The organism is Alphaproteobacteria bacterium (genome assembly GCA_040905865.1).
GTDB lineage: Bacteria > Pseudomonadota > Alphaproteobacteria > UBA8366.
Genome location: JBBDQU010000050.1, coordinates 1 through 23755, shown reverse-complemented (window position 1 = coordinate 23755; position 23755 = coordinate 1). Strand labels below are relative to the sequence as shown.

Annotated in this window: 26 protein-coding genes and 2 riboswitches; of the genes, 12 read left to right on the top strand and 14 right to left on the bottom strand. The window is 63.1% G+C overall.

Annotation, left to right across the window (positions count from 1 at the left end; genetic code table 11):
* Positions 1-223: 223 nt before the first annotated feature.
* Positions 224-1816: a gamma-glutamyltransferase gene (ggt, locus tag WD767_10670; GenBank protein MEX2616549.1), complete on the bottom strand. Its 1593-nt coding sequence runs from the start codon at positions 1814-1816 to the stop codon at positions 224-226.
* A 315-nt stretch (positions 1817-2131) separates the two neighbouring features.
* Here ggt and WD767_10665 point away from each other — a divergent pair, with 315 nt between their 5' ends.
* Complete coding sequence (locus WD767_10665) at positions 2132-3019, top strand: TauD/TfdA family dioxygenase (GenBank protein MEX2616548.1); 888 nt, start codon at positions 2132-2134, stop codon at positions 3017-3019.
* Between the two features lie 4 nt (positions 3020-3023).
* A complete protein-coding gene (locus WD767_10660; protein ID MEX2616547.1) occupies positions 3024-3878 on the top strand; it encodes a CoA ester lyase in 855 nt (284 codons plus the stop codon).
* 20 nt (positions 3879-3898) lie between these two features.
* Here WD767_10660 and WD767_10655 read toward each other — a convergent pair whose 3' ends face one another.
* The 4 genes from WD767_10655 to WD767_10640 form a co-directional block, all read right to left on the bottom strand.
* On the bottom strand, positions 3899-4678 hold the full coding sequence (locus WD767_10655) for a glutaredoxin family protein (protein MEX2616546.1): 780 nt from the start codon (positions 4676-4678) through the stop codon (positions 3899-3901).
* Positions 4679-4863: 185 nt separating this feature from the next.
* Positions 4864-5169 carry an ATP-dependent Clp protease adapter ClpS gene (clpS, locus tag WD767_10650; protein MEX2616545.1) on the bottom strand — a complete coding sequence of 102 codons (306 nt, stop codon included), beginning with the start codon at positions 5167-5169 and terminating at the stop codon, positions 4864-4866.
* An 83-nt stretch (positions 5170-5252) separates the two neighbouring features.
* Positions 5253-5756, bottom strand: a complete 504-nt coding sequence (locus WD767_10645) for a CreA family protein (GenBank protein ID MEX2616544.1) — start codon at positions 5754-5756, stop codon at positions 5253-5255.
* A 127-nt stretch (positions 5757-5883) separates the two neighbouring features.
* The gene (locus WD767_10640) at positions 5884-6024 is read right to left on the bottom strand and encodes a hypothetical protein (GenBank protein ID MEX2616543.1); all 141 of its coding nucleotides are present in this window, start codon (positions 6022-6024) and stop codon (positions 5884-5886) included.
* A 319-nt stretch (positions 6025-6343) separates the two neighbouring features.
* Here WD767_10640 and WD767_10635 point away from each other — a divergent pair, with 319 nt between their 5' ends.
* Positions 6344-7282 carry an NAD(P)-dependent oxidoreductase gene (locus tag WD767_10635; GenBank protein MEX2616542.1) on the top strand — a complete coding sequence of 313 codons (939 nt, stop codon included), beginning with the start codon at positions 6344-6346 and terminating at the stop codon, positions 7280-7282.
* Between the two features lie 5 nt (positions 7283-7287).
* On the opposite strand, the gene WD767_10630 is transcribed toward WD767_10635, so the two are convergent.
* On the bottom strand, positions 7288-8382 hold the full coding sequence (locus tag WD767_10630) for an LLM class flavin-dependent oxidoreductase (protein ID MEX2616541.1): 1095 nt from the start codon (positions 8380-8382) through the stop codon (positions 7288-7290).
* A 105-nt stretch (positions 8383-8487) separates the two neighbouring features.
* Positions 8488-8652 carry a hypothetical protein gene (locus tag WD767_10625; protein MEX2616540.1) on the bottom strand — a complete coding sequence of 55 codons (165 nt, stop codon included), beginning with the start codon at positions 8650-8652 and terminating at the stop codon, positions 8488-8490.
* Between the two features lie 208 nt (positions 8653-8860).
* Between WD767_10625 and WD767_10620 the strand changes: the two genes are divergently transcribed.
* The gene (locus WD767_10620; protein MEX2616539.1) at positions 8861-9073 is read left to right on the top strand and encodes a dodecin; all 213 of its coding nucleotides are present in this window, start codon (positions 8861-8863) and stop codon (positions 9071-9073) included.
* Positions 9074-9144: 71 nt separating this feature from the next.
* Positions 9145-9906, top strand: coding sequence for a PRC-barrel domain-containing protein (locus tag WD767_10615; protein MEX2616538.1), 762 nt, complete (start codon positions 9145-9147; stop codon positions 9904-9906).
* 34 nt (positions 9907-9940) lie between these two features.
* Here the strand turns inward: WD767_10615 and WD767_10610 are convergent, their stop codons facing one another.
* From WD767_10610 to WD767_10585, 6 genes are all read right to left on the bottom strand, one after another.
* Entirely contained in the window at positions 9941-10780 is an 840-nt protein-coding gene (locus WD767_10610; protein ID MEX2616537.1) for a VOC family protein, read from the bottom strand.
* A gap of 77 nt (positions 10781-10857) precedes the next feature.
* The gene (locus tag WD767_10605; GenBank protein ID MEX2616536.1) at positions 10858-12111 is read right to left on the bottom strand and encodes a CoA transferase; all 1254 of its coding nucleotides are present in this window, start codon (positions 12109-12111) and stop codon (positions 10858-10860) included.
* 113 nt (positions 12112-12224) lie between these two features.
* Positions 12225-12590, bottom strand: a complete 366-nt coding sequence (locus tag WD767_10600; protein MEX2616535.1) for a YkgJ family cysteine cluster protein — start codon at positions 12588-12590, stop codon at positions 12225-12227.
* 87 nt (positions 12591-12677) lie between these two features.
* Complete coding sequence (locus WD767_10595; GenBank protein MEX2616534.1) at positions 12678-13943, bottom strand: CoA transferase; 1266 nt, start codon at positions 13941-13943, stop codon at positions 12678-12680.
* Positions 13944-14046: 103 nt separating this feature from the next.
* Complete coding sequence (locus WD767_10590; protein MEX2616533.1) at positions 14047-15090, bottom strand: amidohydrolase family protein; 1044 nt, start codon at positions 15088-15090, stop codon at positions 14047-14049.
* A gap of 122 nt (positions 15091-15212) precedes the next feature.
* Entirely contained in the window at positions 15213-15659 is a 447-nt protein-coding gene (locus WD767_10585) for a peroxiredoxin (protein MEX2616532.1), read from the bottom strand.
* Positions 15660-16027: 368 nt separating this feature from the next.
* Between WD767_10585 and WD767_10580 the strand changes: the two genes are divergently transcribed.
* The 4 genes from WD767_10580 (at position 16028) to WD767_10565 (ending at position 19511) form a co-directional block, all read left to right on the top strand.
* Positions 16028-16903 (top strand): TauD/TfdA family dioxygenase, encoded by an 876-nt coding sequence (locus tag WD767_10580; GenBank protein ID MEX2616531.1) that lies wholly within the window; start codon positions 16028-16030, stop codon positions 16901-16903.
* 41 nt (positions 16904-16944) lie between these two features.
* Entirely contained in the window at positions 16945-17376 is a 432-nt protein-coding gene (locus WD767_10575) for a hypothetical protein (GenBank protein MEX2616530.1), read from the top strand.
* A gap of 82 nt (positions 17377-17458) precedes the next feature.
* The gene (locus WD767_10570) at positions 17459-18586 is read left to right on the top strand and encodes an ISAs1 family transposase (protein ID MEX2616529.1); all 1128 of its coding nucleotides are present in this window, start codon (positions 17459-17461) and stop codon (positions 18584-18586) included.
* Between the two features lie 44 nt (positions 18587-18630).
* A riboswitch (cobalamin riboswitch) is annotated at positions 18631-18845 on the top strand.
* A gap of 36 nt (positions 18846-18881) precedes the next feature.
* Positions 18882-19511: a HupE/UreJ family protein gene (locus WD767_10565; protein ID MEX2616528.1), complete on the top strand. Its 630-nt coding sequence runs from the start codon at positions 18882-18884 to the stop codon at positions 19509-19511.
* A 110-nt stretch (positions 19512-19621) separates the two neighbouring features.
* On the opposite strand, the gene WD767_10560 is transcribed toward WD767_10565, so the two are convergent.
* Positions 19622-20209 (bottom strand): HupE/UreJ family protein, encoded by a 588-nt coding sequence (locus WD767_10560; GenBank protein ID MEX2616527.1) that lies wholly within the window; start codon positions 20207-20209, stop codon positions 19622-19624.
* 35 nt (positions 20210-20244) lie between these two features.
* Positions 20245-20426: riboswitch (cobalamin riboswitch) on the bottom strand.
* Positions 20427-20899: 473 nt separating this feature from the next.
* On the opposite strand from WD767_10560, the gene WD767_10555 reads away from it, so the two are divergent.
* The 3 genes from WD767_10555 to WD767_10545 all read left to right on the top strand — a co-directional run bounded on the left by WD767_10555 (position 20900) and on the right by WD767_10545 (position 23663).
* Positions 20900-21733, top strand: a complete 834-nt coding sequence (locus WD767_10555) for a class I SAM-dependent methyltransferase (GenBank protein ID MEX2616526.1) — start codon at positions 20900-20902, stop codon at positions 21731-21733.
* Positions 21726-22559 carry a methyltransferase domain-containing protein gene (locus WD767_10550; GenBank protein MEX2616525.1) on the top strand — a complete coding sequence of 278 codons (834 nt, stop codon included), beginning with the start codon at positions 21726-21728 and terminating at the stop codon, positions 22557-22559. Before WD767_10555 ends, WD767_10550 begins: the two co-directional genes overlap by 8 nt.
* Positions 22560-22781: 222 nt before the next feature.
* Positions 22782-23663, top strand: coding sequence for a TauD/TfdA family dioxygenase (locus tag WD767_10545; protein ID MEX2616524.1), 882 nt, complete (start codon positions 22782-22784; stop codon positions 23661-23663).
* The last annotated feature ends 92 nt before the right edge of the window (positions 23664-23755 follow it).

The following is a 23755-nucleotide window of genomic DNA, read 5'->3' as shown; positions in this document are numbered from 1 at the left end:
CCTGGCATCAATCCTCGGAACCATGGATCGTTAACCTGGATTCGTTGCCCTGGGCTGCGGGTGGGTCGCGCGGTCACGGAGCCACAGCCATGAACGTATTGGTGCGCAATTCCCGGTCACTTTCCGTGGCGGCGCTGCTGGCCGCCGCGGGCTTCACCGGCGCCTGCGCCGCTCCGCCGGAACCGGCCGGTACCCGCCCCCGTAACCGGCAGCGTAAGCCGGGTCAGTATCCGAACGCGGCGCCGTCCTTGCGCGGGTCGGAGCCGCCGGTCAGGACGCCTTCCTCCCAGTCGATCATGATCGCCTGGCCGCCGCCATGCGGTTTCGGCGGCGCTTTCAGCGTATGGCCCAGCGCCGTCAGCCCGTCGCAGACCGCCTGCGGCACGCCGCTTTCCACTTCCACATCCTGGCCGGGATTGGCGAAGACTCGCGGCAGGTCGATCGCTTCCTGTATATCGAGACCGAAATCGATCAGGTTGGTCAGCAGTTGCGTATGGCCGACCGCCTGATACTGCCCGCCCATCACCCCGAACGGCATCACCGCCCGGCCGTCCTTGACCATCATGCCGGGGATGATCGTATGCATCGGGCGCTTGCGCGGCGCAATGCAGTTGGGGTGTCCCGGCTCAATGATGAAGCCCTGGCCCCGGTTTTGCAGCATGACGCCGGTGTTCGGGCTCATGATGCCGCTGCCATAGCCGCTGAACAGCGAGTTGATGAAGCTGACGGCGTTGCGGTCCCTGTCCACCACGCAGAGGTAGACTGTATCCGCATGCGCCCGCGCCTTGCCAGGTGGTGGCGGGACCATCGCGCGGTCATTCGCGATGCGCCCGCGCAGCTCCGCCGCATGCTCCATCGACAGCAGCCAGTCCGCCGGCACCTGCGCCATTGCCGGATCGGCGACCACGTCGTCGCGGTCGCGCAGCGCCAGCCGCGATGCCTCGGTCAGCAGGTGGTAGCGTTCGACCGATACCGGATCCATCGACGACAAATCATAGCCGGACAGGATGTTGAGCATCTCCAGCGCGATGATCCCCTGCCCGTTCGGCGGGCATTCAAACACATCGTAACCGCGGTAATTCGTCTTCACCGGATCGACATATTCACCCTGCGCCGTCGCGAAATCGTCCAGCGTGTGCAGCCCGCCCAGTTCGCGCAGGTGATTGACGATGTCTTCCGCGACGCGGCCCGTATAGAACGCGTCGCGGCCCTCCCTGGCGATCAGTTCCAGCGTATCGGCCAGTTCCGGCTGGTAATGCAGCGTGCCGACCTTCGGCGGCCTGCCGCCCGGCAGCATGACCCGCCTGGCATTCGGGTTATGACTCAGGGTGGTGATCCCGTCCTCCCAGTCGACCGAAGCGCGCGAATGCACCGGATAGCCGTTGCGGGCGTAGTCGATTGCCGGCTGCAGCAGTTCGTCCAGCCCCTTCGTGCCATGGTCGCGCAGCAGTTGCGACCAGGCGTCCACCGCGCCGGGCACGGTCACCGCATGCGGGGTGTAGCGATCGATTTTCCTGATGCCGCGCTCCACATACCAGTCCGCCGTCGCCGCCGCCGGGGCGCGGCCGGAACCGTTGAACGCCTTGATATCGGCGCTGCCGCCCTTCGACATCAGCATGAAGCAGTCGCCGCCGATTCCAGTCGAGCCCGGCTCGACGACACATTGCACGGCGACGGCGGCCACCGCCGCATCCATCGCATTTCCGCCCTCCTGCAGCACCCGAACGGCCGTTATGGTCGACAGGTAATTCGAGGTCGCCGCCATTCCGTTGGTCGCATGGGCGGGGGACCGGCCGGGCAGTTCGAGGTTGCGCATGGGAGGAGCCTTTCGGAAGAGGAGAATACGTCAGGTCGGTTTATAGGACGTAAACGTCCCAAGGTGCCAGCCCGCCTGCCTGATTTGATCGTTCCGGGTCAGATCGACGGGTCGAAGGTCCGTTCCGTATCCGGATAATTCCGTCGCGGTGTCGGCGCAGGCAAGGTGACTGGCTTTGCACAAGTTTGCGAAATGATGCGACGGCCCGCTGCCGCCCCTTGCGCCCTGCCCGTCCGCCTCGTTACGCTCCGAACTGTTCGTACTGCGACGCTGGCACGGCCGGAAGCCGGATGTAGAAATGGAAGGAACGAAGTCTTGACCATCACCATTACCCCGCTGAGCGATTTCCTCGGCGCCGAAGTCAGCGGCCTGGACACGCGCCGGCCAATGGACGCGGCCGACCTGGCGGCGGTCGAGCAGGCGTTTCTGAATCATCGGGTATTGCGGTTCCGAGACACGCCCATGGATGTGCGCCAGCTCGCCGCGTTTTCCCGCCAGTTCGGCGAATTACAGCCGCATGTGCAGCGCAAGTTCCAGCATCCCGAAGACCCCAATGTGGTGGAAATGCGCAATTACGACGACAGCGGCAAGTTCAATCTCGCCGCCGCCTCGCGCGGGGCGATGGAAAACCTGCGCGACGGCTGGCATTCCGACCTGTCCTATGACCCGGTTCCGGCCAAGGCGACCCTGCTGCATGCGGTCGAACTGCCCGACCACGGCGGCAATACCTGTTTCAGCGACGCCACAAGGGCCTATGAATCACTGAGCGAGTCCACGAAGCGGCGGCTCGCCGGGCTGATGGCGGAGTTCTCCTATGGCAACAACACGCGCAACAAGATGACCAATGTCGCCGCCAGCAGCCTGGACCAGCAGGGCCGCGAGAGCACGACGGTCAGTCATCCGGTGATCTGCGCCCATCCCCTCACAGGGCGACCCGCCATCTACGTCAACCCGCTGATGACGGTGCGTATCGCCGGCATCCCGGAGGCGGAAAGCGATGCCCTGCTGGAGGAACTGTTCGACGCGCTGGACCGGCCGGAATTCCGCTGGGAGCAGGAATGGCGGATCGGCGACACGATCATGTGGGAAAACCGGGGCGGCGTGATGCATTGCGGGCGGCTTGACTACCCGCGCGACCAGCGCCGCCGTTTCATCCGCACCACGGTGCGCGGCCAGCGGATCGACATGCACAGGGCGGCGTAGGCGCATGCCGCCGCGCAGCGCCAATCGCCGCAGCCTGATGCTGTTCTCCGCCCTGCAGCCGGAACGCTGGGATGACGGACTGGCCGCCGGGCCGGATATCCTGGCCTTCGACCTTGAGGACGGCACGGCGCCGGACCGCAGGGCCGAGGCCCGCACCGGGATTGGTCCTGTCTTCACCCGCGATCCGAAGCGCCCGATGCTGAAATACCTGCGGATCAACAATCCGCGTACCCCGGACGGGCTGCGCGATCTGCTGGCGCTGCTCGACTGGGCAACGCCGCCGGACGGGCTGCTGCTCCCGAAGGTGGAATCGCCGGAGGAAGTGCGCTGGGTCACGGGGATCGCCTGCGCCGCCCATCCGGACATCGAACTGATCCTGATCATCGAGTCGCCGCGCGGGCTGGAAATCGCCGCGGCCATCGCCGGCGCCGCGCCGCAGGTGGCGGGGCTGCTGCTGGGCGCCGACGACCTGTCCGGCGACCTGGGTTCGGACCGGGGCTGGGATGCGTTGGCCTATGCGCGCGGCCGCGTCGTTGCGGCCGCCGCCGACGCGGGGGTCGAGGCCATGGACGGCGCGTTCTACGACCCTGAAGACGAAACCGGACTGATCGCAGAGGTCGAACGGGTGGCCGCAATGGGCTTCACCGGAAAGGCTTCCTACCACGCCGACCAGATCCCCCATATCCATGCCGGATTCACGCCGGGCGCAGCGGCCATCGCCCAGGCGCAACGCGTGCTGGACGCCGCGGCCGCCGATACCGTGGGCAATACGAGGCTGGACGGGAAACTGGTCAACGCCGCTGTCGTCAAGGCGGCGCGGCGCCTGCTGACCATCGCGGAGCGCAGGGGCGCGGCCTGATAGTTGCCCGCAGGCCGCGATTACGGCATGAGCGCCTTCGTCGCCATCCAGATGCCCATGACAATCATCATCAAATTCTCCGTCAGGGAGATTGCGCCCAGCGGCACGTTCGTGTCGCCGCCGACGCAGGCGCATTTGAGTTCGCGCCGGTCGATATAGACCGCCTTGACGACCGAAACCGCGCCGACAGCGCCTATAAACACGGCAACGGGCGCCGCAAGCCAGACCAGCGCGCCGGCGATCATCAGAACACCCGCCATGGCTTCGCCGACGGGGTAAATATAGACATATCGCACCCAGCGCCGGGCCAGCAGGTCATAGTTCAGGAACATCGTCGAGAAACTTTCGAGATCGCGCAGTTTCTGGATCGCGAGGATGCACATGCTGAAGGCGACAAACCATTCCGCGGCCCGCAGGGTCAGCACCGTGCCGTACGCGGCCCAGCTTGCCGCCAGGGCCATCAGCGCCGCCATCGCGAACACGGCGATGACCGGCTGGTAGGTCGTATCGCCTTCTTCCGGTACGGCCTCGCCGAAATACACCCGCAAGTCGTCATGGCCGCCGATGCGCTCTCCGGCGATAAAGGTCTGCGGGGTCGTGTCCACGCCATGCGCCGCCATGAAATCCTCGGTTTCCCCGCGTGTGGTCAGATGGCGGTCGTCGACCTCAAATCCCTTCCGCTCCAGAAGATCCTTCGACTTCAGCCCGTAAGGGCAGAGATGGTCCGGCATCACCATCCGGTACAATGTTGCGGTTTTCGCGCCGGTTCCGGTCACCGCATCCGCCGATTTTTCCGACATTGCCAACTCCTGTCGCCCATTTGCGCAAAAAACAGCCGCGACAGTCCCGCCACAAGAAGTGCCAGAATGACGGCATATGTCGGTCAAACGCGCTCGCCGCGTCGGAAGGTCCCGCAAAAAATGTGATATTCAGCGGATTTGCCCGGACAAACCGCCCCCAAAGGCGAATGCGGCTGTGTCTTCGCCTACTCTTCCGGCTCCGTCGTGAACATCAGCGGGTGTCCGGCGCGGCGGCCCATGTCGATGGCCTCGGTCGCCTTGCTTTCCGCGACATCTTTCGTAAACACGGCAACGACGCAGACGCCGCGCTGATGCGCTGTCATCATCACCCGATAGGACTGTTCCTCGGTCATCCGGAACACGGCCTTAAGGACCCGCACGACGAATTCGCGCGGAGTAAAGTCGTCATTGACCAGGATCACCTTGTGCAGGCGCGGCCGCTGCGTCTTTGGCGCCGCCTTTGTCCGCCCGATTGTATCTGTATCGCTCATTCGACCCCGCCTGGAACCGCCGCGCTACATAGGGCTTATTATACCACAGGATTTTCCGGATGCAGCCCCAACCGCCGAAATATCTATTCCGCCTTCACCGCGCCTGGCGGTGTGGCGCCCCAGGGCATCATGGCGACGGCGGATACGGAATTCTGCGGCGAGCCGTCGATCAGCTTATCGCTGTAGGCCATATAGACCAGCGTATTGCGCTTGCGGTCGAGAAACCGTATCACGTTGAGCCGCTTGAACAGGATCGACTGGCGCTTCTGAAACACCTCCTCGCCCTCGTCGTCATCCTCGATCGCCTCGGCGAAGACAATGGGACCCACCTGCCGGCAGGCGATAGAGGCATCGGAGGTTTCCTCGGCAATGCCGAGCGTGCCGCTCACCCCGCCCTTGCGCGCCATGCTGACGAAACAGGTGACGCCGTTCACCTTCGGGTCATCGAAGGCTTCGACCACGACCTGATGGTTCCGGCCGATCAGCTTGAAGGCGGTGTCGGCCCTGCCGATGACTTCGGCGCCGACCGGCAACGTGGCCAGCAACCCGGCGGTGGCGAGAATCGCGGCGACAACTCTGGCGTTCATGAGGCAGTCCTTACGTGAATGGTGGCGGGAATCTGCGGGGAACGCCGGGCCGGGCGGGGGCACGGTTGCGCGCAAAACGCGCCTGCCATCCGTACCCCCTGCGCCGCCAGTCAGCGCGCGGCGGCGGTTACCGCTTCGGCTTCGGGGCCGCGCCGGGACTCGGCTTGTATGGCGCGGTGGACGCCATGCCCGCTGTGGCGAGGACCTTTGGCTTTTCCTTCTTCGGCTTCTTGGCTTCCCGGTTACTTTTCTGCTGACCTTTGCTCATGACAGGCTCCTGGCTGACAATGGATTGTCCTGGAATGGCGTCACGATGACTCCGGCAGATGCGGGCCCATCGACGCGGACGCGTCCATTGCGGCTGGCGCAGGTTCCGGTACGATAGCATCGTCGAGACGCTTTATTCGCACGGATCAATTAACCGCATAAAACTGGCCCCGCCGCAGGGGCGTTACAAGGCATCCACCAAAATATTGTTGCTGGCCCAATTCGGTTGAACGCCGGATCCGCCCTATTACGCGGAGGGTTCCGGCATGCTAGCCTTCGGCGCCGGCGGGGATACCGGCTGTACATTCAGGGGGGAACACATGTCCATATTGGCGATCGGGGGCGCCGGGTTTATCGGCCGCCGCCTCATTCCGTTGCTCGTTGCCGAAAACCAGACCGTCACCGTAATGGATATCGATGTCCGCACCGCCGGCGCGGCCTTCGAGAAGTTCGGCGACAAGGTAAAGGTCGTGCGCGGCGACGTCACGGCGTTCGATGACGTCATCGGCGCGATGATCGAATCCGGCGCGGACCGGGTCGTCAACCTGTCCTATTTCATCGGCGAACTGGAACCCCATGTCGCCTTCAAGCTGGATATCCAGGGCATGGACAACGTTTTCGAGGCGGCGCGGCGCACCGCCATGAAGCACACGGTCTTCGCCAGTTCCGTGGCGGTCAGCGGCCAGCAGTCCAAATTCGGCGAACGCCTGGTGGACGAAAGCGACGAACGCCACGGCACCACGCAATACGCCGTCAACAAGATCATCAATGAATGGCAGGCGCATGACTACCGGCGCAGCTACGGCATGACGATCACCTGCATCCGCCCGGCCAACGTGACCGGGCCGGACAAGAAGTTCGGCTCCATCGATCATGTGAACTGCATGTGCCAGCCGGCGCGGGGCAAGCCGGTCAGCTTCAGCCATGCCGACACCATGCGCTGTGTCATCCATGTGGAAGACATGGCGGCGGTCTTCGCCCGGGTGCTGTTGTCAGACAGCCCGAAACAGGAAACCTATAATTCCGGCGGCGCCACTGTCAGCCTGGGTGAACTGGCGGCGCTGGTAAAGGAATTCCTGCCGGATGCGGATATCCGCTTCGAGAGCGACTCCGGCGGCCGCGATGTTTCCGGCAATTTCCTGATCGACAACAGCAGGGTTGTCGAGGAATTCGGCGTGCAATACGCCCCGCTGCGCCAGCGCGTGAAGGAAGTGATCAACGATATCCGGCGCGAGGAAGGCCTGCCGCTGGTGGAATAGCAGCGTCAGTCCGCCGCCGTCGCGGTTGTTGCCGGACCCCAGGACTGCAGCACCGGCAGCACCTCCTTCGCGAACAGCTTCAGGCCCCGTTCGGCCACCGCGTAGGGGGTGCCGCCGAAGCGGAAGGCGACATTCAGTTCGAATTCGCCCAGCAGTTCGCGGCGCGCCTCCAGCCCGCGCAGGACCTTGTCCGGCGTACCCCAGCTCGCGGCCTGCATGAAGCCGTTCACCGCGCCTTCGAGCCCGGCGGAGCGGGCGATTTCCGCCTTCTGCTGGTAGGAATCGTACCCCTTCACGGTCTTGAAGTGGTCGCCGAGGAACTCATAGTGGTAGAAATTGCTCTCCACGAACTTGCCCTGGTAGCGGCGCGCCTCGTCCTCCGTCGCGGCAAGGTCGGTGCCGCAGACGCAGAAGTCGGTCAGCATTGCGCAGGGCGGCTCGGTGCCGTGATACTTGCGATGCAGTTCCCTGCCCTTCTCGATCCCCGGCTTGCGCAGTTCCCACGGCCGGTCGGCGAACATCACCATATGTGCGCCCAGCTTCGCCGCGGAATCGATGGAATCCTCACTGGAGGCGACGGCGTAGATGCGTCCGTCGAAGGCATATTCCGGCCGCGGCCGGATTTCCGTGCGCGGCTGCTTGTAGAATTTGCCGTCGCCTTCGATAAACCCGGTGTTCAGCGCGTTGACGACCATCGCCGACGCCTCGTCGAAGCGCCCGCGCGATTCGTCCATGTTGATGCGGAAGGCCTCGAATTCGCGCCGCGCCAGCCCGCGCCCCATGCCGAGGCGCAGCCGCCCCCTGCTCAGCAGGTCGAGCACGGCGGCGTTCTCGGCGACCCTTAGCGGGTCATGCCAGGGCAGGATCACCGCCGCCGTTCCCACATCGATATCCGGATGCAGCGCCGTCAGATGCGCCATCAGATGCATGTTGTCGGGGACAAAGGAATAATCGTTGAAGTGATGCTCCGCCGACCACAGGCAGTCGAACCCGGAATCGGCAGCGATCCGCGCCAGCCGCAATTCCTCCTCCCACACATGGCGGTCGGGGCAGTTGTCCCAGCCATAATTGGTAAAGATCATCATCATGCCGACATCCATGGCATGCCTCCCTTTGCCGTTCGCGCTCAATGAATGGGAATGCTTCCATGCCGCCGCCGATACCGCAACCCCCGCCACGCTGGGGCGCGTTAACGTCCCGACAGGTCAGACCGGATTATCGACCAGCAGATAAACGACGAGCAGGGCGACAAGCCCCAGCACGGTGCCTGCTATAAGAACGGCCAGGACCGGACGACCGGGTCGTCCCTGCCGCGCTTCCTCGCCGGATTTACGGGTAGGAGTGGATTCGGGTTTTGTCTCTTCTGTCATGCTTTCGTCTCCTTCTTCGGGTTGAAAGCCGCACCGCATCCGCGGGAAGGCTGCGGCGCATTACGAAAAGGTACAAACGTTGCGACAAACGATTTGTTCCATTCAGACCCCGCGCCGGTCATGAAACAATCCGCCGCGATCCACGTTAATTCGTTGTAACACCCGCCGCAAGCCAATGGCCTGCGCCACAGCAAAGGAGCAAAACAAGATGGATGACAATGTATACGCTGTAACCGAAGTGGTTGGCTCTTCGCAGACTTCGGTCGAGGACGCGATCAAGAACGCCGTCGCAACCGCCTCGAAAACCCTGCGCAATGTGGAATGGTTCGAAATCGGCGCCACCCGCGGCCATATCGTCGACGGCGCGGTGGCGCATTATCAGGTCTATGTCCGGCTCGGCTTCCGCTACGAAAAAGACTGACTCGTCCCCTTGGCAGACCCGGCGACACAGCGGCAATATCATGCCTACAAGAATGGAAAGGAGACCCGATCATGCTCTACAAGGCCTCATTCCTTCAGCAATGCGATATCCTGGCGACGGACGGATCCATCGGCGACGTCTATGACCAGTATTTCGACGACCGGTCCTGGTCACTGCGTTATTTCGTCGTCGACACGGGAAAATGGTTGCCGGGCCGGAAGGTTCTGATCGCACCAGCCGCGATTTCAAAGGTCGATATCGACAATGCAGACCTACAGCTCAACCTCACCAGGCAACAGGTCACCGAATCGCCGGATATGTCGAGCGACCTGCCCGTTTCCCGCCGGATGGAAAAGGAAATGAGCCGCCGCTTCGGCTGGCCGGCCTACTGGGACCTCGCGGCGGCGGGTGTGGTTGCACCGCCGATGATTCCACCCTTCGCACCGCCGGAGTCCGCGTCTTCGGGGCAGCCCGCCCCGGCGCCGGAGAACGCCAATCCGAACCTCCGTAGCGTTGCCGAGATCGAAGGGTACGGCCTTTCGGTCGCGGATGGAGAACTCGGCGCCGTCTACGATGTCGTTTTCAGTGACAGCAGTTGGACGATCCGCTATCTGGTGATCGAAACTGGGAACTGGCTGTCCGGCCGCAAGGTGCTTATTGCGCCGTCCTGGTGCACAGGGATCGATTGGTCGGACCGCGTAATCCAGGTCAGGCTGACTCGCGATGCGATCGAATCGTGTCCGGAATACGACCCGAAAGCCCCCATCGATCGTAAATACGAGGCAGCAATCCACGAGCATTACCGCGAGGACACCTACTGGATCGACGCGTGAAAGCGGGATCGAGCCTGTTTGCAGACAGAACGTATCAGGCGGTGAATTCCACCGCGACATTCAGCGCCGCTTCCGGCGGCACAATGATCGCCCCATCCCGTCCCGGTAACGTGTCGATACCGGCACGCCGCAGATAATCCGCCGTCGCCGCGATGTCCTTCACCCGAACCCCGAACAGCGCCATCATATCGCCGCGCCCCGTCGTATCCGGCATTGCCTTGCCGAGCGACGCGGCCAGCGCCGGCGCGGGCCAGAATTCCACGGCCACTTGCCCCGCTCGCAGGATGTGCGGCGCGTCCGCGGCTGTGGCGCGCGCAACCGTCTCCGCGCCAAACATCTTGTCGAAGGATGCCGCCACCGCATCGGGGATGCCGCAGGCCAGCGCGACCCGCGTAATGGTCAGGGCGCCGTTGGCATGGTTCTGCAGTTCCGGGCACCAGACCAGCGCCGGCGTCAGGTGTTCGCAGAAATAAACCCGCCCGTCGAACACGCTGCGCGGCGGCAGGCGCACAGTGTTGAACCGCGCCGTGCCGGCCATTCCATTCGGGAGTTTCGCATCGCGGGAGAAATTCTGCACCGGATCGACCGGCATTCCCCGCGCCATTAAGTCCGCATGCACCGCCTCGGCATCGTCCATGGCAAAAACCAGCCCGTTCAGCCCGTCGGTGAAACCGGCCAGGTCAGGCCGCGCCCCGTTGCCCGGATTCAACAGTTCCAGGTAGTCCGTGTCGAACATCGCCAGATGGTTGGACGACCCCAGGCTGTGCGTCGTGCGTTCGGTAAAGGTGAAGCCGAGCGCCCGGTAGGCTGCCTCCCCTCTGTCCATGTCTCCGGCCACATCGACGACGATGTGGTCAAGCCGCGGTACCGCCATGCTCTATCTACTCCCGCTTCCCTGCCCCATTGCAGGTACCGGCGCGACGGCGCAGCGCCGTCGCGCCGTCGTTCCGGCTACTTCACCGCGCCGTCCGCCTTCAGCTTCTCGACCGCGCCGCTGTCCAGCTTCAACCAGTCGCGCAGCACGTCGTCGGTGTGCTGTCCCAACGTCGGCGAGGATTTCAGGCGGGTCGGCCGACCGTCCACGCGGACCGGCCAGGTCGGCATCTTGAAGGGCTTGTGCACCGGATGGATCATGGTCTGCATGATGCCGCGCTGTTCGAAGGTGACGTCGTTGTTCAGCTCCATCGTATCGAGCACCGGACCGATGGGGATGCCCTCCTTGCCGATCAGTTCCATCGCCTCGAACTTGGTCTTGGTCTTCGTCCAGGCGGCGACGACTTCGTCCACCTCCGGCTCATGCTCGGCGCGGGCGCGCGGCGAGCCGTAACGCTCGTTGCCGATCAGGTCCTCGCGACCGACCACGCGCAACAGCCGGTTCCAGTGCTCCTCGTTCGCCGCACTGGTGGATATGTAGACGAAATCGTTCGGCCCGCCCGGCGCGCAGGGGAACAGCCCCTTCGGCGCCGACTGGGACCCGGCGATCTTGCTGCCGGCGCGGCCCGCCGGTTTTCCCGTGCGACCGGTTGTCGCGAAATTGGTGCGCATGTAGTGCATGATCGCGTCCTGCATGGCGACCTGCAGACGATGCCCCTCGCCGGTTTCACGGCGCCGGTACAGTGCGCTGGCGATGGTCATCGCCATCACCATGCCGGTGCCCGTGTCACCAATGGAAATGCCGGGGCGCATCGGCGGACCGTCCGGTTCGCCGGTGACGCTGAAGGTGCCGCCGGCGGCCTGGGCGATCATGTCGAAGGACAGGTTCTTCTCGTACGGGCTGCCCTCCCCGAAGCCCTTGATCTGGGCGTAGATGATGCCGGGATTGATTTCCTTCACCACGTCGTAAGACAGACCCAGGCGCTCGATGGTGCCGGGGGCGAAGTTTTCCACCATCACGTCGGCGCCGCGGATCATGTCCTTGACGAGGTTGAGCCCCGTGTCAGACTTCATGTTGACGGCGATGGACTTCTTGTTGGCGTTGAAGACGTGGAAATAATAGGGATCGTCGTCCGGCTGGCCGGGGCGCAGGCGGCGTCCGGGATCGCCCAGCTTCGGGTTTTCGATCTTGACGACATCGGCGCCGCACCAGGCGAGCGCCTCGGTGCAGGTGGTGCCTGCCTCGAACTGGGTGAAGTCGACGACCTTTACGCCGTCCAGGAAGTTGAACTCTGCGATATTCGCGATCGGGTCGGCTGTGGTATCGGGCATGGCGGTTACCTCCAATTTTCTGGCATCGTGAAATGATATGCTGTTGGGCGAAGCTTGGCACAACCGATACGGTCATGGGAAGTGGGGTGCCGTAGCGGTCCGGAGCGGCGGTTTCAGCGGTCTGCGCCCCCCGGAACATCGTAGCCTTCGCATCCGGTGTAAAGCGCATGGTCCCGCGAGGTCGGGTAGCGGCGGCATACCTGCGGGCGGCTGTCATAGATCCGGCAGTAATATTGCCCCCGGTCGCAACGCTTGCGCACAAAGGGGCAGCGCGTGGTTTCCCGTCCCGTCACCACGGTACGCGACAGACTACCCCGCCGCGCGCCGGGTTCGCCCCGCCAGGTGACGTATTTCAGGACATGGGGGGCCTGCGCCTCGAAGCGGGCGATATCCGCCTCGGCCAGCGGCAGCCACCCCGCCCCTTCCAGGCAGCACTTGCCGCACCCCGTGCAGGTAAACTGCGCCGCGTCGTCAGTCATCGGACCCGTCCCGCCGCCAATTCAACGGTCGTGAAACGCATTCCGGCTTCACCGCCGAATATTTGGGTCGGAACCGGGCCGCGGCGCCTACCCCTTCGCGCCGACCGCGCCGTCCGACTTCAATGCCGCAACCGCCGCATCGTTCAGGCCCAGCCAGTCGCTCAGCACCTGCTCGGTATGCTCGCCCAGCACCGGCGAGGACGTCACCCGGCCGACCTTGCCGTCCACGCGCACCGGCCAGGCCGGCATCTTGAAGGGCCTGTGTTCCGGATGAACCATGGTCTGCATGATTCCACGCCGCTCGAATGTCGCATCATTCTGCAGTTCCATGGTATCGAGCACGGCGCCCACGGGGATACCGGCCGCGCCGACCTCCTGCATCGCCTCCAGCTTGGTGCGGGTGCGGGTCCAGGCGGCGACGATCTCGTCCACCTCCTTCTCGCGGGCATGACGCAAATCGTGCGTTGCATATCGTTCGTCGCCGATAAGGTCCTCGCGCCCCACCACTTTCAGCAGGTTGTCCCAATGCGCGGGGTTGGCGCGGCTGGTCATGATGTAGACATAATCGTTGGAACCGCCGGGTGCGCAGGGATACAGCCCCATTGGCGAAAGGTTGATGCCGGGAACCTTGCTGCCGCCGCGCGCAGCCGCCTTGCCGGTCTTGCCCTGGGTCGCGAAGTTGACGCGCATGTATTGCAGCATCGCATCCTGCATCGCCACCTGAAGCCGGTGCCCCTCGCCGGTCTGCTGTTTCCTGTACAGCGCGGCGAGGATGGTGTTGGACATCAGCATTCCGGTTCCCGTGTCGCCAAGCGTGAAGCCGGGACGGGTCGGCGGGCCGTCGGCTTCGCCGGTCGTGCTGAACGTGCCGCCGCAGGCCTGCGCGATCATGTCGAATGCGAGATTCTTTTCGAAAGGGCTGCCTTCGCCGAAGCCCTTGATCTGCGCATATATGATGCCAGGATTGATTTTCCTTACTTCGTCATAGCCAAGTCCCAGCCGTTCGATCGCACCGGGCGCGAAATTTTCCGTCATGACATCGGCTTCACGCAACAGGTCCTTGACAATCTGAAGACCGCTTTCCGATTTCAGATTGACGGTGATCGACTTCTTGTTGGCGTTGAGCACGTGGAAATAATACGGATCGTCGTCCGTCAGGTCCGGTTTCATTCGGCGGCCGGGATCGCCCCGGCTCGGATTCTCGATCTTGACGACTTCGGCGCCCATCCATGCCAGGACTTCGGTACAGGACGGGCCCGCCTCGAACTGCGTGAAATCGATCACCTTGACCCCTTGCAGGAACGCAATGTCTGTAACGGGTGCGGATGTGGCGTCTAACGTGGTATCGGGCATGGCTGGCTCCCCCGGGGGCAGAAAAGATAAATGGACTGGATGTAACGCCAAGCTTGGCACAACACGCCACCTGGCGGCAATCACCTTGCTACCGGCGCAATTCTCAGTATTCGATCCGGTAGACCCGCACCGCCGTGTCGTGAAACAGCTTCGCCTTTTCGTCGGCGGAACAGCCCGAGGCAATGCGTTTGAAGGCGTTCCACAACACATGGTAACTGACGCTGACCTTGTCGACCGGAAAATTCGATTCGAACAGGCAGCGATCGGGCCCGAACTGTTCGATGCAATGGTCGTAGAAGACCCGGGTTTCGTCCACCAGCTCCTGGCTGGTCGGCGGTTTTGGCCGGTTTTCCCAGCCATAGCCGTTCATTTTCATGTTCAGCCCGCCGAGCTTCGCATGCACATTGGGGCATTTCGCGATTTCGGCGATGTCCTGTTTCCATTTCGGCAGATATTCCGCCCGCTTGCCCGCATAGGGACCGATGCCGAGCGGCCCCAGGAAATGATCGAGTATGATGGTCGTGTCCGGAAACGCGCGCGCCAGATCCGTCAGTTTCGGGATCTGCGGGTGGAAGCACCAGCCTTCAAAACTCATGCCGAGCGGCGCCAGCTTCGCAAACCCTTCGCGGAATTTTGCGTCCAGGAACATGTCCTCGGCCGGTTTAGGGTGCGAATTGCGGACGTCGTCGCTGGCATCCCAGCCACCGCCCAGCCGGATTCCCCGGAAGCGACCGCCGCCGGCGGCGATATGCGCTTCGAGTACTTTTTCCACGCCAGCGCCGATGCGCAGGTCGGCATAGCCGATGATGGCCGCGGCCGCGCGCGTGTCGCCATACTGGCCCGACGCGCTCATCGCCGAAATGCCGTTGACGAATTCGGTCTCGCCGACCGGCTTCATTTCCTCAGGTCCCTTCGCCCGGTACATGGAGCCGCATTCGATATAGACGGTGGAACGGATGTTATGGCCGCTGTTCGTGTCCTTCAGCAGGTCGTCCAGCAGGTAGCGCTGCTCGACCTGCTCGACCCGGAAGGTTGCCAGCGGATCGATGCTCGAATCCCAGAAATGATGATGCGGATCGCAGATCGGCAGATCCGGCTCGATAATCTCTTCGCGAACCTGGTTCAGCCACGCATCGGTCGTCGCCATAATCGTTCCCCCGGATGATTGATTGTGTCGAAAGGCAGCTTACGCGGTGCAAGGCGGACACGCCAAGAGGTGGCGGGCCCGTTCCCGCAACCCGCGGCTTCTTTCGTCGCGGTCGCCGGGCGTCAGGCGATATGCGCCAGCGCTTCTGCCGGGTGGGCCTCGGCGTTGTCGACCGCGTAAGCCTGCACCACCGTGCCGTCCGGGCCGACAATGACGGTCACCCGCGACGGCCGTTCCTGATCGGCGCTTTCCGCCGCGCCATAGGCCAGGGCGACCGAACGGTCGGTATCGCACAGCAGGTCGGCGGTCAGACCGACCTCCTCGCGCCATTTCTTCAGGTCGTCGGTCGGGCTGAAGGTAATGCCCAGCACGACGGCGTTCTTCGCAGCATAGTCGGGGGTTCGATCACGGAACCCGCTGGCCTGCTTGGTTCAATTATTGCCGAAGGCGCGCGGATAGAACCAGAGCAGCACATGCCGCCCGGCATAATCCGCAAGGCTGACGGGTTTACCGTCCTGGTTGGGCAGCGTGAACGCCGCGGCGACGCTGCCGATTTCCGGTAAGGCCATGTTTTTCTCCCTGCTGGTGATGCAATAATGGATATGAGGGCAGTGTAGCGGCACGCGCCGGCAAATTGAAGCCGCCGGACGGGATTCTTGCCTGCCGCCCCGGCGGGACGCATGCTGCCTGAAAACCGCAGACTGGGGGCATAAATGACGACAAAACCGATACTGATCCACAATGCGCAGGTCTGGGACGGCACCGGCGCGGACGCGCATCACGACGGTCGCCCCCGTCAATGAGAGCCTGACCGTCAATGGCGCCACGAAAATCGACCTGATTGTACAGTACGGGCGGCGCTGCAAAGGATAATTGCCCGGCTCGCGGGAATAGGTTTACCCTGCGTAAGCATTGCGAATGAACCGGGGTGAGACCGATGCCTCTGACCGTGAAACCGCTGACACCCGTCTTTGCCGCCGAAGTGACCGGCGTAGACATCAACGCGCCGCTAAGCGATGCCGCCTTCGCGGAAATCCGCGCGGCCTTCGACGCGTATTCGATCCTCGTCTTCCGGGGCCAGACGATGACCGACGAAACGCAGATCGCCTTCAGCGAACGCTTCGGCCCGCTTGAACCGACGCAAAAGGCGAACCCCGCGACCGGTACATTCTTCGCGCGGCAGTCTAATCTCGACATCAGAACCGGCGAGCCGATCCCGCCGGACGACCGGCGCATGTGGTACCAGAAGGCCAACATGCTGTGGCACGCGGACAGCACGTTCAAGAAGGTGACGTCGCTGTGTTCGGTCCTGTCCGCGCGCGTGGTGCCGGAAGAAGGCGGCGCCACGGAACTGGCCTCCACCCGCGCCGCCTATGACAGCCTCACCGAAGCGCAGAAGGCGGAACTGGAGGACGTGATCGTCGAGCACGACATCGTCTATTCGCGTGGGCTCGTCGGCTTCGAATATACGGCCGAGGAAGCCGCCGAAATTCCGCCGAACCGCCACCGGCTGGTCCGGGTCAATCGCAATACCGGCCGCAAGTCTCTGCTGATCGGCGTGCATGCCAAGGAAATCGTCGGCTGGCCCTGGGCAAAAAGCCGGGCGCTGCTGGACGACCTGCTGGCGCGGGCGACCCGGCCGGAAAACACCTACCGCCATGAATGGCGTGAAGGTGACGTAATTGTCTGGGACAATCAGGCCGCCGTGCACCGGGCGACGCCCTACGACACCACGAAATACCGGCGGCTGATGCAGCGCACGACAATTTCCTACAGCGAGGAAATGAAGGCGATGGAAGCCGCCGCCGATTGAACCGCCCCGCCCCTGACGGCCCGTCCGGGACCCGGATCGTCATGGATTTGGACCAGTACAAATCATGGGTCGTGATGCCCGAAGACGGGGAAATTCAGGCCGGACAGGGAGAAACCGCCATGCCCATCGCCACCAGATACGTCTATATCGTTTCCATGGATGTCGCGCCGGAAAAGGAGGCGCTGTTTAACGAGGTGTATGACACCGAACACGTGCCGTTGCTGTCAAAGGTGCCGGGCGTCGTGAAGGTCACGCGTATGGAACTGCAGCCGCTGATCCGCGCCGTGGACGGCCGACCCGTCGAGGTACCCAGCGGCGGCGCCGCCAAGTTCACCGCGCTGTACGAGATCGAGGACCCGGCCGTGCTGGTCAGCCAGGAATGGACCGACGCGGTCGACCAGGGGCGCTGGCCGGGAATGGTTCGTCCCTATACCTCGAACCGCCAGCACCTGCTGCGCAAGGTGATCGGCTAGGGGAATCGCATTTGGAAAAATAGCATTGCAGTTTGGAGCGAACAGGATTCTGTAAGAGGCTCAATCAGAGAGGAGCCTCGTTATGTTGTGGTTTGAGACCGCGTTTGCCTCACTTCGTGACCCTCGCACCGGCAATGCGAAGCGGCACGATCTTCTTGAGCTTGTGACGATTGCACTGACGGCGACGGTCTGCGGTGCGGAGAGTTGTTCGGATTTTGCGGATTTTGCGGTTGACCGGGAGGATTTGTTCCGGGAATTCCTGCGTCTGGAGCATGGTGTTCCGAGCCACGACACGTTCTCGCGGGTCTTCCGACTGCTCGACCCCGAGGCATTTTCGACGTGTTTCGGGCGATTTCTGGAGGGGTTGGGGGCGAAGGGCGAAGGGGTGATCGCCATCGACGGCAAGACGCTGCGGCGTTCCTTCGACGATGCCGCGCGAGGCAATCCGCTGGCGGTGGTGACGGCCTTCGCGTCGGCGTCGCGCCTTGTGGTTGGCCAGCGCGGCTATCGGCCTGCCGAGGGCGACAGCGAGATACTGGCGGCCCGTAGCCTTCTGGAGTGCCTGGAGTTGAAGGGTCATCTGGTCACGGCCGACGCCCTGCACTGCCAGGAGGAAACCGCCCGCCTGATCCGGGAGCGCGGTGGCGATTACCTCCTGCGGCTGAAGGCCAACCGTCCGGCCCTGCATGACATGGTGGACAGGTATTTCGCCGATCCCGCGATCCTCGCGGGCTTGCCAGGCACGACCACCACCGACGCCGATCATGGCCGGATCGAAACCCGCCGGGCATGGGTCAGCCACGATCTGGGCTGGATGCGCGGCCCGAAATCGGCCTGTTCCGAGCCAGCCCTGCTGCCGGGGATGGCCGCAATAGGGATCATCGAGAGTACCGTGGAGCATCGCGGAAAGACCACCGTCACACGGCATTATCACGTCTCGTCGCGCGCCCTCGCGCCCGCCGACTACCTGCAGGCCGCAAGGGCGCACCGGACCATCGAAAACGGGCTGCACTGGCTGCTCGACGTCGTCTTCGACGAAGATCGCGCCCGGAACCGAAAGGATCATGGACCGGAAAACCTCGCAACACTGCGAAAACTGGCCCTCAACATCCTCACAAGCGCAAGGCCCGATATCTCAATCCGACGAAAACGTAAACGATCAGGATGGTCAAATGACTTCGCACGATCCGTCATCGGCCAAATGCGATAGCCGTAGGTGATCGGCTGACGCCGATTGAACCGCGCCCCGCCGGGTCCTATCATGCCCGGGACGGTTCCGCCGGCGCGAACGCAACGGCGGATGAAAAGGGAATACGGTACGGCGTACCCATCAGGGACCAAAACCGTAGCTGCCCCCGCAACTGTAAGCGCAGAGCCGGGCCCATCGACGCCACTGGATTTTCCGGGAAGGCAGGGCTGAAAGCGACGACGCGCGAGCCAGGAAACCTGCCGTCACCGAACGTAACCCTGTAGCGCCGTCGGGTGTGACGGCACGGAGACAAACCATGAAAAAGACCCTCTCTCTATCCGCATTCGCCACCGCCGCCGGAACATCCGGTCCCGCCCTCGCCCACCACGCCATGGGCGGCGAGGTTCCGGAAACGCTGTTCACGGGCTTCGTTTCGGGCCTTGCGCATCCGGTCATCGGCATCGATCATCTGGCTTTCATCATCGCCATGGGGCTGGCCGCCGCCTTCACGCCGAAGCGGTTCATGACCCCGCTCGCCTTTGTCGCCGCAACCCTCGCCGGCTGTGGCCTGCTGCTTGCCGGAATCGCCCTGCCGCTGGCCGAAATTGTCATCACCGGCTCGGTGGTACTAGTCGGTGCGATGGTCCTGTCGGGGCGGCGCTTTCCCGCCGGCGGTTATGTCGCGTTGTTTGCCATCGCCGGACTGTTCCACGGCTGGGCCTATGGCGCCAGCATCCTTGGGGCGGAAGCGACGCCGCTGGCCGCTTATCTTACCGGCTTTGCCGCCATCCAGTACGCTATCGCGCTGGGCGTCATGGCCATGACCCGGACGCTATGGCGGGCCGCCGATCCCTCGGCGATCGCGCCGCGGCTGACCGGCGCGCTCATGGCCGGCATCGGTTTCGCCTTCCTGGTCGAGAATATCGAGGGGCTGCTCGCCGCCTGAAGCGCACCGGTATTTCGCGCTGATACGAAAACGGGAGAGGACCGCAAGGCCCTCTCCCGCATTCATTTTGCAATGGCCGACGCAACGCCGAACCGGACAAGACCCGCCTGTCAGGAAGCCGCGGCCAGCACCGCCATCCCGGCCACGGCAACCGCGCCGCCGCTGACCCGCACCAGTGTCGTTCCCCATGCCTCACCGAGCCGGGACAGAGCGATTCCCGATCCGATTCCGATACCATGCAGCATCGCCGTCGCCAGCACAAAGCCAGTTGCATAGCCCAGCCCGGACATCCCGGCAGCCATTTCCTGCCCATGCGCCTGGCCGTGAAAGGTGGCGAACAGCCCCGCCGCCGCCAGCGCCGCCAGCGCCGGGGTGCGACCGCCGAACGCGACCATGCCGCCAATCACCACTATCGACAGCGCAATGCCGAATTCCGTATAGGGCAGCGCCACGCCCGCCATACCCATTGCCCCGCCCGCAACCATCATGGTCACGAAGGCCGCCGGCACCAGCACCAGGGCACGGCCCTTCATCAGGCAGGCCAGCAGCCCGACCGAAACCATCGCCAGCACATGATCCATGCCGCCGAAGGGATGGGCCAGTCCCGCCGTAAAGCTGGATGCCGTATCATGCCCTGTATGGGCCAGCGCCGGCGTCGCCGCCAGCAGGGTCGTTGCAAATACCGTGAGTTTCCGCATTGTCGCTCCTTTGAGGGCCCGCCGCCCTTCGTCATTACAGTTCATCCGGCGACGGCCGGTCTCCTGGCTCCAGACTTTTCCCTGCCCGCCTTCCCGGTATCGCATTTCCGGTGGCGTATGGACATGGCGCAGTCTGTCACAGTGGCGGGGGCCACGCCGGATTCGCACCGGCTTCCCGTTTCACCTCTCGCGAGGCACCGTCGGCGAACAGCCTATCGGCGCCGGCGCATCCCCGCAACCGGAACCGGCGCATGCGGCGCGTAATCGCTCCAAAACGGCGGAAATAAAAATTTAATGGCCGCACAGGTTGATAGATTTCATCATGCTTGCTATCCTGTCGGCCTATTCGCATGGGTGGCAGGCTGGAATACCGGTCAATCTGAATTAAAATGCCGTCCGGGTGGTAGGCGCGTCCGGAAGCCCTGCCAGATACAGCAGGCGGGCGAATAACAGTAATGTGGATGCGCCCTTAGGATCCGACCTTTCACGGCTTCGGCCCCGGCTCCTTTAAACCACCAAAACATCAAAACCGTTTCGGTGCTCCCGGAATCTTCATTCGGTATCGCCGTTACGTACAATCAGGTCTTCGGAAGAAGACTTTCAAGCCGTCCCGCCGGGGCGGCGCAAACCTGTTTTTGCCGTCCCGTCAGGGGCGGTGCTGACCTGTAGTTGAGATCAGGAGCAATACAAATGAGCCTTGACGTGATGAATGACCAGGATTTCGGCGAAAACCCGCTGGAAACCCGCGAGACAGACCATTACCAGACAGAATATGTGCAACCCTTTGTCGAGAAATGGGACGAACTGATCGATTGGGACGCCCGCGCGGAAAGCGAAGGCTCGTTCTTCATCGATATCCTCAAGGCGCGCGGCAAGCACAAGGTCCTCGACGTCGCCACCGGCACCGGGTTTCATTCGGTCCAGTTGCTGAAGGCCGGATTCGATGTCACCAGCGCGGACGGCAATGCGGAGATGCTTGGCAAGGCTTTCGAGAACGGCCGGCAGCGCGAACTGCTGTTGCAGACCGTCCATGCCGACTGGCGCTGGCTGAACAAGGATATCCACGGCAAGTACGACGCGATCATCTGCCTCGGCAATTCCTTCACCCATCTTTTCGATGAAATGGACCGGCGGCGCGCGCTGGCCGAATTCTACGCGGCGCTGCGCTGGGACGGCATCCTGATCATGGACCAGCGCAATTACGACAGCATCCTGAACAACGGTTTCTCCTCCAAGCACAAATACTATTACTGCGGCGACCAGGTGACGGCGGAACCCGAACACATGGACGATGGCCTGGCCCGGTTCTGCTATTCCTTTCCGGACGGGTCCAAGTACCATCTGAACATGTTTCCGCTGCGCAAAGCCTATCTGCGCGGCCTGATCACCGAGGTCGGCTTCCAGAAGGTGAAGACCTATGGCGATTTCCAGGAGACCTATCAGGAAGACGATCCCGATTTCTTCATCCATGTGGCGGAAAAGACCAACCCGGCCATGATCACGGGAAACGGCAGCGATGAGTAGCCGTTCGCAGGCGGTCGAAAAGGCCGAGGAGTATTACGACAGCAGCGCGGCTGACTCGTTCTACCGCAATGTCTGGGGCGGCGAGGATATCCATATCGGCCTCTATCGGTCGCCGGATGAGGCCATCGCCCCGGCCAGCCGCCGCACCGTATCGACCATGGCCGAACGCATCGCGGGGCTGGGCCCAGACAGCCATGTCATCGATCTTGGCGCCGGCTATGGCGGCTCCGCCCGCTACCTCGCCGAAACCCATGGCTGCCGCGTCACCTGCCTGAACCTGAGCACGACCCAGAACGCCATCAACGAGGAGAAAAACGCCGAAGCGGGGCTGACGGACCGCATCGATGTGCTGCACGGCAGTTTCGAGGACGTCCCGGCGGAAGACGCGCGCTTCGACGTTGTCTGGTCACAGGACTCCATCCTGCACAGCGGCGACCGGCCGCTTGTGCTGGACGAAATCCGCCGCGTGCTGAAGCCCGGCGGCCAGTTCATCTTCACCGACCCGATGCAAAGCGACGATTGCCCTCCCGGCGTGTTGCAGCCGATCCTCGACCGGATCCACCTGGAAACACTGGGCTCCATCGCCTTTTACCGGAAAGCGCTGGGCGAACGGGGTTTCGAGGAAGTCGCGGTCCTGCCGATGCTCGACCAGTTGCGCACCCATTACACCCGGGTCGGCGAAGACCTGAAAAGCCGCTACGACGAGATCATCACGCTAAGCGGCCACGAATATGTCGACAACATGCTGCAGGGGCTGGACCGCTGGGTCGAAGGCGCCGATTCCGGTTACCTCGCCTGGGGCATCCTGCATTTCCGCAAGACCTGACGCGGCGGTCGCAACCGTCAGGAAAAGGGGGATCATGGTTGGTTGGAATCGCCTGTGGCGATCCAATTAACCATACGAATCTGAACGTTCAATACCCATGCCCGAAATTCCGGATCCGGCACCTGCTTGCCAGTCAGTCGATTTTGAGCAACGATCAGCCAAGCTAGGTTTGAGCCGGCCATATGGAGAATACCGGCCACAGCATCCCGGCGGAGAAGCATCATGCAGACAGCGACCGATATCGAAGTCGTCCCCAGCGGCGCGGCTCTGGGTGCGGAGGTCCGCGGGATTGACCTTTCCCGCCCGATGGATGACCGGAAATTCGGCGAGATCGTCAAAATCTTCGGCGAGCATTCGGTGATCTGCTTTCGCGGCCAGGACCTGACGCCGGAGCAGATGAGAGGGTTTTGCAACCGTTTCGCCGAACCCCAGAAGCTTTACATGACCCATTACGCCATGCCGGCGCATCCGGACATTCTGTATATCTCAAACGTTCAGGAAGACGGCAAGGTCATAGGCTACGCCGATGCGGGCAGCGTGTGGCATACCGACGGATCCTTCGAGCGTCAACCGCCATGGGCGACGATATTGCACGCCAGGGAAATCCCGGTCACTGCGGACGGCAGGGTGTTGGGTGACACGCTTTTCGCGAGCGCCGTCGCCGCCTATGACGAGCTGGACGATGCAACCAGGGCCAGCCTGCGGGGGTTGCGCGTGCGTCACGATGTAGCGGGCCGCCGCCGCAAAACCGGCACAGCGACAGAAGAAGACAACGCCAAATACGAAGCGAAAGAGAAGGTCATCCACCCCCTGGTACGCACCCACCCCTTCACCGGCAAAAAACTGCTGTATGTGTCGGACGGCGAATGCGACAGGATCGAAGGCATGGACGATGGCGAAGCGCTGGCGCTGATCGCGCGGCTGCAACGGCAGATCGTCCGCGAGGATCGCCTTTACCGGCACCGCTGGCAGGTCGGCGACGTGCTGGTCTGGGACAACTGCGCGGTGCAGCACCTGGCGACCCATGATTACCATGGCTTCAACCCGCCGCTACGCCGACACATGTGGCGCATCACCGTCGGCCATACGGATGTGTACGAATAGGACTATGGGGGAAGCCGCGGACTAAGGGAGGGTCCCCCTGAGCAACCGGATACTTCATTGACATTTTGGACCGGATACATCGTTGACATGTT

Excerpts from the sequence above, each read along its gene's own strand:
- WD767_10580 (MEX2616531.1), top strand. The coding sequence starts at position 16,028 with ATGCCTCTGACCGTGAAACCGCTGACACCCGTCTTTGCCGCCGAAGTG.
- WD767_10555 (MEX2616526.1), top strand. The coding sequence starts at position 20,900 with ATGAGCCTTGACGTGATGAATGACCAGGATTTCGGCGAAAACCCGCTG.
- WD767_10630 (MEX2616541.1), bottom strand. The coding sequence starts at position 8,382 with ATGGATGTCGGCATGATGATGATCTTTACCAATTATGGCTGGGACAAC.
- WD767_10610 (MEX2616537.1), bottom strand. The coding sequence starts at position 10,780 with ATGGCGGTACCGCGGCTTGACCACATCGTCGTCGATGTGGCCGGAGAC.
- WD767_10635 (MEX2616542.1), top strand. The coding sequence starts at position 6,344 with ATGTCCATATTGGCGATCGGGGGCGCCGGGTTTATCGGCCGCCGCCTC.
- WD767_10625 (MEX2616540.1), bottom strand. The coding sequence starts at position 8,652 with ATGACAGAAGAGACAAAACCCGAATCCACTCCTACCCGTAAATCCGGC.
- clpS (MEX2616545.1), bottom strand. The coding sequence starts at position 5,169 with ATGAGCGATACAGATACAATCGGGCGGACAAAGGCGGCGCCAAAGACG.
- WD767_10660 (MEX2616547.1), top strand. The coding sequence starts at position 3,024 with ATGCCGCCGCGCAGCGCCAATCGCCGCAGCCTGATGCTGTTCTCCGCC.
- WD767_10620 (MEX2616539.1), top strand. The coding sequence starts at position 8,861 with ATGGATGACAATGTATACGCTGTAACCGAAGTGGTTGGCTCTTCGCAG.
- WD767_10640 (MEX2616543.1), bottom strand. The coding sequence starts at position 6,024 with ATGAGCAAAGGTCAGCAGAAAAGTAACCGGGAAGCCAAGAAGCCGAAG.
- WD767_10595 (MEX2616534.1), bottom strand. The coding sequence starts at position 13,943 with ATGCCCGATACCACGTTAGACGCCACATCCGCACCCGTTACAGACATT.
- WD767_10600 (MEX2616535.1), bottom strand. The coding sequence starts at position 12,590 with ATGACTGACGACGCGGCGCAGTTTACCTGCACGGGGTGCGGCAAGTGC.
- WD767_10570 (MEX2616529.1), top strand. The coding sequence starts at position 17,459 with ATGTTGTGGTTTGAGACCGCGTTTGCCTCACTTCGTGACCCTCGCACC.
- WD767_10560 (MEX2616527.1), bottom strand. The coding sequence starts at position 20,209 with ATGCGGAAACTCACGGTATTTGCAACGACCCTGCTGGCGGCGACGCCG.
- ggt (MEX2616549.1), bottom strand. The coding sequence starts at position 1,816 with ATGCGCAACCTCGAACTGCCCGGCCGGTCCCCCGCCCATGCGACCAAC.
- WD767_10590 (MEX2616533.1), bottom strand. The coding sequence starts at position 15,090 with ATGGCGACGACCGATGCGTGGCTGAACCAGGTTCGCGAAGAGATTATC.
- WD767_10575 (MEX2616530.1), top strand. The coding sequence starts at position 16,945 with ATGGATTTGGACCAGTACAAATCATGGGTCGTGATGCCCGAAGACGGG.
- WD767_10605 (MEX2616536.1), bottom strand. The coding sequence starts at position 12,111 with ATGCCCGATACCACAGCCGACCCGATCGCGAATATCGCAGAGTTCAAC.
- WD767_10565 (MEX2616528.1), top strand. The coding sequence starts at position 18,882 with ATGAAAAAGACCCTCTCTCTATCCGCATTCGCCACCGCCGCCGGAACA.
- WD767_10645 (MEX2616544.1), bottom strand. The coding sequence starts at position 5,756 with ATGAACGCCAGAGTTGTCGCCGCGATTCTCGCCACCGCCGGGTTGCTG.
- WD767_10615 (MEX2616538.1), top strand. The coding sequence starts at position 9,145 with ATGCTCTACAAGGCCTCATTCCTTCAGCAATGCGATATCCTGGCGACG.
- WD767_10545 (MEX2616524.1), top strand. The coding sequence starts at position 22,782 with ATGCAGACAGCGACCGATATCGAAGTCGTCCCCAGCGGCGCGGCTCTG.
- WD767_10655 (MEX2616546.1), bottom strand. The coding sequence starts at position 4,678 with ATGTCGGAAAAATCGGCGGATGCGGTGACCGGAACCGGCGCGAAAACC.
- WD767_10550 (MEX2616525.1), top strand. The coding sequence starts at position 21,726 with ATGAGTAGCCGTTCGCAGGCGGTCGAAAAGGCCGAGGAGTATTACGAC.